Source organism: Streptomyces laurentii (assembly GCF_040635425.1).
Taxonomy (GTDB): Bacteria; Actinomycetota; Actinomycetes; order Streptomycetales; family Streptomycetaceae; genus Streptomyces; species Streptomyces laurentii.
On sequence record NZ_JBEYHT010000034.1, the window covers coordinates 75662 to 83613 of the forward strand.

The following is a 7952-nucleotide window of genomic DNA, read 5'->3' on the forward strand; positions in this document are numbered from 1 at the left end:
TCCGCCCCGGCGACACGTTCCGAACGGGCGACGCAATATGCTGCACAGCATGACGACTGAGCCGGAACAGCAGATCGGAGTGGGGACGCCGGACGCGTTCCAGCGCCTGTGGACGCCCCACCGGATGGCCTACATCCAGGGTGAGAACAAGCCGACCGGGCCGGGCGCCGACGACGGCTGCCCGTTCTGCGTGATCCCCTCGAAGTCGGACGAGGACGGCCTGGTGATCGCGCGGGGCACGAGCGTGTACGCGGTGCTGAACCTCTACCCGTACAACGGCGGGCACCTGATGGTGGTCCCGTACCGTCACGTCGCCGACTACACGGAGCTGGACCCGGCCGAGACGGCCGAGCTGGCCACGTTCACCCAGCGGGCGATGACCGCGCTGCGGGCGGCGTCCGGGGCGCACGGGTTCAACATCGGCATGAACCAGGGCACGGTCGCGGGCGCCGGGATCGCCGCGCACCTGCACCAGCACGTCGTGCCGCGCTGGGGCGGGGACACCAACTTCATGCCGGTGGTCGGCCACACCAAGGTGCTGCCGCAGCTGCTCGCCGACACCCGGAAGATGCTCGCCGACGCCTGGCCCGCCGCCTGAGCCATCAGCTAGTGCTGCGCATATGCCTGTGCCCCCGTTATCGCGCGACCGACGCGCAACGGGGGCACAGGCACATGCGGGGATACGAGAGGGGGACACCCCTCACGCGTCGTACAGGTCGGCCTTCTTCGGGCTCGCGTCCGCGGCGCCGCCGGCGAGGCCCAGCGCGCGCGAGGTGAAGCGGTCGGTGTCCACGTTGTGCTCGTCGAGCGCCTTGATCGTCGCGGCGTGCACCGCGCGCAGGACCGGTGTGGCCATGCGCAGGGCGTCGTCGGCCATGAAGCGGTTCCGCCAGGGCTGGCCCGCCCAGGCGTGCCGCAGTCCGAATGGCTCGGGCAGCACCAGCTTGCCGCCCAGGAACTCCAGGATCGGCGGGAACCAGGTCAGCGGGGCGCGCACGGCCTGGCGCACCACCTCGTCCGTGTCGGTCAGCGGCAGCTTGATCTCACGGGTCTCCCAGAACCGGACGGTCTTGGAGACCTCCTTCGACTTCCCCTTCGGCTTCGAGCCGAAGAAGCCGTGGACCGGGCCGAGGGCGTGACCCGTGACCTCGACGCGCAGCGTGTGGTGGAGCGCGGTCACCGTCACCATCATCGTGAGCACCAGCTGGCCGTCCCACATGGTGAACTGCACACCCAGGTAGTGCCGGTTGCCGGCGCCGAACTGCTGGTCGTTGCAGATGCGCTGGATCTCGTGCGGCTTCACCTCGTAGTTGACGATGTTGTCGCCCGAGGGCCGCGAGACCTCGTCGGCGCCCTCGCCGACCGGTGACACGATCCAGTGCTTGACGGTCGGCTTCGGGAAGCCGGTCTTCAGGGCGCCGCGCTCCAGCAGGGTCAGCTCGGTGTGGATCTTGCGGATGATGTCCCAGGTCCGGAAGTCGTGGATCTCCTTGCCGGCCTGCGGGACCAGCTCCTCGGCCATCACCCAGCTGCCCCAGCGGGTGCCCATGCCCAGGATGCCCTTGGGGCCCGCGTAGAAGGCGACGTTGGACAGCTGCTCGGCGGACACCTTGTTCAGGTTGGCCTGCAGCTCCTGGGCGGCCTTGTCGGTGGGGTCCTTCGCCACGGCCTCCGGGATCGCCGCGCCGATGCCCCCGCTGAGCAGGGCCGTCCAGCGCTCGCGCAGGTCGACGGCGGTGCTCTCGCAGATCCGGCGGGCCAGGAACCAGCCGATCACCGGCGCGACGATCATGGCGCGCAGATAGTTCGGCAGCAGACCGTCCCAGGGCAGCTTGACCAGGACGAGCGCGGCGAACAGGCCGGCGGCCACGAGCAGCGCGGTGCCGAGGGCGCTGTTGCGCTTGTTCTCGGAGCCCGCGGCCTTCCGGCGGAGATAGATCACTCCGAGCCAGAGCAGCAGGCCGGGCAGGAACAGCACCCCGCACACCGCGGTGACCAGGGTGAGTTTGATGTCGCGCTGCTTGCGGATGCCGGAGGCCGCCAGACAGTGCTCGACGACCGGCCGGGGGTCGGCGCCGAAGGACTGGATGAGCGCCTTGCGCGCGCCGCCGAGCATCCGGACCTGGACGGCGCGCGAGAACGCCTCGCCGAGGTCGGGCCGGAAGAGCTTCGGCATCTTGCCGGTCTTGACCGTCGACTTGTGCCAGTCGTTGTTGGCGTCCAGGATCGCCTCGACCGGGCTGTCACGGTACGCGGCGGAGGCGAGCGCGAAGGTCGCCGCCGTTCCCGCGTCCGAGCCCTGGAGGGGGATCTGTGCCCCGGGTCCGAAACTGCCGATCGTCACTGCCGCCCCCATCGCCGCGGTTCCTGTGCGGGCTGTTTCCCAACTGCCGCGCCCCGCACACCTTCTGAGCTGGGCACCCCAGCGTAACCGGGTGACACGGGATGCGTCACCGCATCAGCGGAGGACTGGTACGGGACGGCCGAATGCCGCCCGCCCGAGGAGGGGCGGGCGGGCGGCACCGGCGGTCATGTGGTCGAAAAGTCGTCAATCACACGCCATTTTCGGCCTGTTCGCGTACGCGATCGGCCACCTGCGGGGGCATCGGCTCATGGCGTACGTACACCCGGTCGAAGCTCCCCGTACCGTGCGAGACCGACCGCAGATCGATCGCGTACCGCCCGATCTCGATCTCCGGCACCTCCGCGCGCACCAGGGTCCGCCCCGGCCCCGCCTGCTCGGTGCCGGCCACCCGGCCGCGCCGCCCGGACAGATCGCCCATCACCGCGCCCACGTACTCGTCCGGGACCAGCACCGACACCTCCGCCACCGGCTCCAGGAGGTGGACCGGAACCTCCGCCGCCGCCTCCCGCAGCGCGAGCGCGCCCGCCGCCTGGAAGGCCGCGTCGGAGGAGTCCACCGAGTGCGCCTTGCCGTCGCGCAGGGTGACCCGGACGTCCACCAGCGGATGGCCGGCGGCCACGCCGCGGGCCGCCTGCGCCCGGACGCCCCTCTCCACCGAGGGGATGAACGAGCGCGGGACGGCGCCGCCGACGACCCTGTCGACGAACTCGATCCCGCTGCCCGCCGGCAGCGGCTCCACGTCGATCTCGCAGATCGCGTACTGCCCGTGCCCGCCCGACTGCTTCACCAGCCGGCCCCGCCCCGCCGAGGCGGCCCCGAAGGTCTCGCGCAGCGCCACCTTGTGCGGCACGGTGTCGACCCGTACGCCGTACCGGCCGCGCAGCCGGTCCAGCGCCACGTCCGCGTGCGCCTCGCCGAGGCACCACAGCACCACCTGGTGGGTGTCCCGGTTCTGTTCGAGCCGCATCGTCGGGTCCTCGGCGACCAGCCGCGCGAGCCCCTGCGACAGCCGGTCCTCGTCCGCTTTGCCGTGCGCCTCGATGGCCACCGGAAGCAGCGGCTCCGGCATCGACCACGGCTCCATCAGCAACGGCGCGTCCTTCGCCGACAGTGTGTCGCCGGTCTCCGCGCGGCCCAGCTTGGCCACACACGCCAGATCCCCGGCCACACAGCGCGCGAGCGGCCGCTGCTGCTTGCCGAACGGCGAGGTCAGCGCCCCGATCCGCTCCTCCGCGTCGTGACGGTCCCCGTCCGGGTCCTCGGCCGGGTGGCCCGGATCGGTCAGCCCGTGCCCCGACACGTGCACCGTCTCGTCGGGCCGCAGCGTGCCGGAGAACACCCGGACGAGTGAGATCCGCCCCACGTACGGGTCCGAGGAGGTCTTCACGACCTCGGCCACCAGCGGCCCGTCCGGATCGCACGGCACCGCCGTACCCGCCGCGTCCGCCGGGCCCCCGGGCGCGACGACGGATGGCGCCGGCCGTTCGAGCGGCGTCGGGAAACCGCGCGTGATCAGGTCCAGGAGCTCCACCGTGCCGAGCCCCTGGCTGCCGCCCTCCGGTGCCGGGGCCGCCGCGAGCACCGGATGGAAGGTGCCCCGCGCGACGGCCTTCTCCAGATCCTCCACCAGCGTCCCGACGTCGATCCGCTCGCCGCCCAGATAGCGGTCCATCAGGGTCTCGTCCTCGCTCTCGGCGATGATCCCCTCGATGAGCCGGGCCCGGGCCTCGGCGATCAGCGGCCGCTGCGCCTCGTCGGGCGGGTCCTCCCGCCGTACTCCTGTCGCGTAGTCGAAGATCCGCTCCGTGAGCAGTCCCACCAGGCCGGTGGCCGGGGCGTGCCCGTCGGCGCCCTCGGGGTCGTGCACGGGCAGGTAGAGCGGCAGGATCGCGTCCGGGTCGTCCCCGCCGAAGAGCGCGGCCAGCACCCCGGTGAGCCCCGCGTAGTCGGTGCGGGCCGTGTCCAGATGGGTGACGACGATCGCCCGGGGCATCCCGACCGCCGCGCACTCCTCCCACACCGCGCGCGTGGCGCCCGCCACCGCGTCGGCCTCCTGCGCGGCCGAGACGACGAAGAGGGCCGCGTCCGCCGCGCGCAGACCGGCCCTCAGCTCCCCGACGAAGTCGGCGTATCCCGGGGTGTCCAGGAGATTGATCTTGCAGCCGTCCCAGGCGACCGGGACGAGCGAGAGCTGGACGGAACGCCGGGTGCGGTGCTCGATCGCGTCGTAGTCGGAGACCGTCCCGCCGTCCTCGACCCGACCGGCCCGGCCCACCGCGCCCGCGGTCTGCGCCAGGGCCTCCACGAGGGTCGTCTTGCCCGATCCGCCGTGGCCGACCAGCACCACGTTCCGTATGTCCGCGGGCCGGTCGGCCGTCGGCTCCCTGCCGGCGGCTCCGGAGCGGGTGTTCGCCTTGTCGCCCATGATGTTCCTCCCGACTGCTCGCACGGTGAGGCGGCGGCGCGGGCGCGGGGGAGCGGCGGGGCAGCGGCGGCGTGGGGCCGCCCGTCGTCGCGTGCGGCTCCGGCGCCCGCGGTCGTCCTTCGAGCTTGGCACCGCTGTCACGGTGCGTCCATACGTCGTACGCGGGGCGGATGCCCCGGGAGCGCCGCGCACGCCCGCTCACCAGGGGCGCGCGGCGGTCCGCGACACGCTCCGGCGGCCTCCCGCGGCGCCGTCCGCGGGTGCCGCCGCTCCCGCGCGGACCCGCGTGGCTACGATGGGTGAGCCGGTGGTCGTAGGGGCCGCGCGGCCCACCGAACCTCGGGAAGGCCATGCTGAACAAGTACGCGCGTGCGTTTTTTACGCGTGTTCTCACACCGTTCGCCGCGTTTCTGCTCCGCCGGGGCGTCAGCCCCGACACCGTCACGCTGATCGGCACCGCCGGAGTGGTGGCCGGCGCGCTGGTCTTCTTCCCCCGCGGAGAGTTCTTCTGGGGGACGATCGTCATCACGCTGTTCGTCTTCTCCGACCTCGTCGACGGCAACATGGCCCGGCAGGCCGGCATCTCCAGCCCTTGGGGCGCCTTCCTCGACTCGACCCTGGACCGGGTCGCCGACGGGGCGATCTTCGGCGGTTTCGCGCTCTGGTACGCGGGCAAGGGCGACGACAACGTCCTGTGCGCCGTGTCGATCTTCTGCCTGGCCGCCGGCCAGGTGGTGTCATACACCAAGGCGCGCGGCGAGTCGATCGGCCTGCCGGTCGCCGTCAACGGTCTCGTCGAACGTGCCGAACGCCTGGTGATCTCGCTGGTCGCGGCCGGCCTCGCCGGACTCCACACGTTCGGCGTCCCCGGCATCCAGGTGCTGCTGCCGATCGCGCTGTGGATCGTGGCGGTCGGCTCGGCGGTCACCCTGGGACAGCGGGTCGTGACGGTACGCAGGGAATCGGCGGAGGCGCAGGCGGAGGCGGCCTCCCGGGGGAGCGGAGGGGGATCGTGAGCGGTTTCAAGGACCGGCTGAGCGACGGGCTGTACGGCCTGGGCTGGGCGACCGTCAAGAAGCTGCCCGAGCCGGTGGCCCGGGGCCTCGGCCGGCGCATGGCCGACACCGTCTGGAAGCGGCGCGGCAAGAGCGTGCTGCGCCTGGAGTCGAACCTCGCCCGCATCGTGCCGGACCCGACCCCGCAGCGCCTCCAGCGGCTGTCGCGGGCCGGCATGCGCTCGTACATGCGCTACTGGATGGAGTCCTTCCGGCTGCCGACCTGGAGCAAGGAACGGGCGGCGAACAGCTTCGACCCCAAGGACGTCCACTACCTGATGGACGGGCTCGCCTCCGACCGCGGCGTCATCCTGGCGCTGCCGCACATGGCCAACTGGGACCTCGCGGGCGTCTGGGTCACCCGGGCGCTCGGCGTCCCGTTCACCACCGTCGCCGAGCGGCTCAAGCCCGAGACGCTGTTCGACCGGTTCGTCGCCTACCGCGAGTCCCTGGGCATGGAGGTGCTGCCGCACACCGGCGGCTCCGCCTTCGGCACGCTCGCCCGCCGGCTGCGGGCCGGCGGCCTGGTCTGCCTGGTCGCCGACCGCGACCTGTCGGCCTCCGGCGTCGAGGTGTCGTTCTTCGGCGAGGCCGCGCGGATGCCCGCCGGGCCCGCGATCCTCGCCCAGCAGACCGGCGCGCTGCTGCTGCCCGTGACGCTCTGGTACGACGACACCGACGTCATGCGCGGCCAGGTGCACGCGCCGATCGAGGTCCCCGAGTCAGGCACCCGCGCCGAGAAGACGTCTCTCATGACACAGGCCCTCGCCGACGTCTTCGCCGGGGGCATCGCCGAGCACCCGGAGGACTGGCACATGCTGCAGCGGCTGTGGCTCGCGGACCTGGAGGAGCGGACCGCGTGAAGATCGGGATCGTCTGCCCGTACTCCTGGGACGTGCCGGGCGGCGTCCAGTTCCACATCCGCGACCTCGCCGAGCACCTCATCCGGCTCGGCCACCAGGTCTCCGTCCTCGCCCCCGCCGACGACGACACGCCGCTGCCGCCGTACGTCGTCTCCGCCGGCCGCGCCGTGCCCGTGCCGTACAACGGCTCCGTGGCCCGGCTCAACTTCGGCTTCCTGTCCGCCGCCCGGGTCCGGCGCTGGCTGCACGACGGCACCTTCGACGTCGTGCACATCCACGAACCGACCTCGCCCTCGCTCGGGCTGCTGACCTGCTGGGCGGCGCAGGGCCCGATCGTGGCCACCTTCCACACCTCGAACCCGCGCTCGCGGGCGATGATCGCCGCGTACCCGATCCTGCAGCCCGCCCTGGAGAAGATCAGCGCGCGGATCGCGGTCAGCGAGTACGCGCGCCGCACCCTCGTCGAGCACCTGGGCGGTGACGCGGTCGTCATCCCCAACGGCGTCGACGTCGACTTCTTCGCCCGGGCCGAGCCGAAGAAGGAGTGGCAGGGCGGCACGCTCGGCTTCATCGGGCGCATCGACGAGCCCCGCAAGGGCCTGCCGGTGCTGATGCGGGCCCTGCCGAAGATCCTCGCCGAACGGCCCGACACCCGGCTGCTGGTCGCCGGCCGCGGCGACGAGGAGGAGGCGGTCGCCTCGCTGCCGCCGGAGATGCGCGCCCGGGTCGAGTTCCTCGGCATGGTCAGCGACGAGGACAAGGCCCGGCTGCTGCGCAGCGTCGACGTGTACGTGGCGCCCAACACGGGCGGCGAGAGCTTCGGCATCATCCTGGTCGAGGCCCTGTCCGCCGGCGCGCCCGTGCTCGCCGCCGACCTCGACGCCTTCGCCCAGGTCCTCGACCAGGGCGCGGCCGGCGAACTCTTCGCGAACGAGGACGCGGACGACCTCGCGAAGCACGCCGTACGCCTGCTCGGTGACGAGCGGCGCCGCGCCGAACTCCGCGCGCGCGGCTCCGCGCACGTACGGCGCTTCGACTGGTCCACGGTCGGCGCGGACATCCTCGCGGTCTACGAGACGGTCACCGACGGCGCGGCCTCGGTCGCCACGGACGACCGCACGGGCGGCGGTCTGCGCGCCCGCCTGGGGCTCTAGTACTGCAACCGCATCTGGGGTGTGTGGCCTCGGCGTTTGTAGTGGGAGCGTCGGGCTCGGGCCTGGCTGCGTCTGCGGAAGCGTGACCAG

At 72.5% G+C, this 7952-nt stretch carries 6 protein-coding genes; 4 read left to right on the plus strand and 2 right to left on the minus strand.

The annotated features are described in order from the left end of the window. The first annotated feature begins 37 nt into the window (after positions 1–37). Positions 38–598: an HIT family protein gene (locus ABZ693_RS21455; RefSeq protein WP_359879514.1), complete on the plus strand. Its 561-nt coding sequence runs from the start codon at positions 38–40 to the stop codon at positions 596–598. Positions 599–700: 102 nt separating this feature from the next. Here the strand turns inward: ABZ693_RS21455 and ABZ693_RS21460 are convergent, their stop codons facing one another. Together ABZ693_RS21460 and ABZ693_RS21465 are read right to left on the minus strand one after the other, a co-directional pair. Beyond that, entirely contained in the window at positions 701–2356 is a 1656-nt protein-coding gene (locus ABZ693_RS21460; RefSeq protein WP_359879517.1) for an AbeC-like domain-containing protein, read from the minus strand. A 196-nt stretch (positions 2357–2552) separates the two neighbouring features. Beyond that, a complete protein-coding gene (locus ABZ693_RS21465; protein WP_359879520.1) occupies positions 2553–4790 on the minus strand; it encodes an elongation factor G-like protein EF-G2 in 2238 nt (745 codons plus the stop codon). 350 nt (positions 4791–5140) lie between these two features. Here ABZ693_RS21465 and pgsA point away from each other — a divergent pair, with 350 nt between their 5' ends. The 3 genes from pgsA to ABZ693_RS21480 are packed head-to-tail and all read left to right on the plus strand — an operon-like array spanning position 5141 to position 7862. Next, a complete protein-coding gene (gene pgsA, locus ABZ693_RS21470; protein WP_359879522.1) occupies positions 5141–5806 on the plus strand; it encodes a phosphatidylinositol phosphate synthase in 666 nt (221 codons plus the stop codon). Beyond that, complete coding sequence (locus ABZ693_RS21475) at positions 5803–6708, plus strand: phosphatidylinositol mannoside acyltransferase (RefSeq protein WP_359879525.1); 906 nt, start codon at positions 5803–5805, stop codon at positions 6706–6708. Before pgsA ends, ABZ693_RS21475 begins: the two co-directional genes overlap by 4 nt. Next, the gene (locus ABZ693_RS21480) at positions 6705–7862 is read left to right on the plus strand and encodes a glycosyltransferase family 4 protein (protein WP_359879528.1); all 1158 of its coding nucleotides are present in this window, start codon (positions 6705–6707) and stop codon (positions 7860–7862) included. The genes ABZ693_RS21475 and ABZ693_RS21480 overlap by 4 nt, the downstream gene beginning before the upstream one ends. Positions 7863–7952: the final 90 nt, after the last annotated feature.

Bases quoted from the DNA above. Each gene is read 5' to 3' on its own strand.
- ABZ693_RS21455 (WP_359879514.1), top strand. From the start codon at position 38: ATGCTGCACAGCATGACGACTGAGCCGGAACAGCAGATCGGAGTGGGG.
- ABZ693_RS21460 (WP_359879517.1), bottom strand. From the start codon at position 2,356: ATGGGGGCGGCAGTGACGATCGGCAGTTTCGGACCCGGGGCACAGATC.
- ABZ693_RS21465 (WP_359879520.1), bottom strand. From the start codon at position 4,790: ATGGGCGACAAGGCGAACACCCGCTCCGGAGCCGCCGGCAGGGAGCCG.
- pgsA (WP_359879522.1), top strand. From the start codon at position 5,141: ATGCTGAACAAGTACGCGCGTGCGTTTTTTACGCGTGTTCTCACACCG.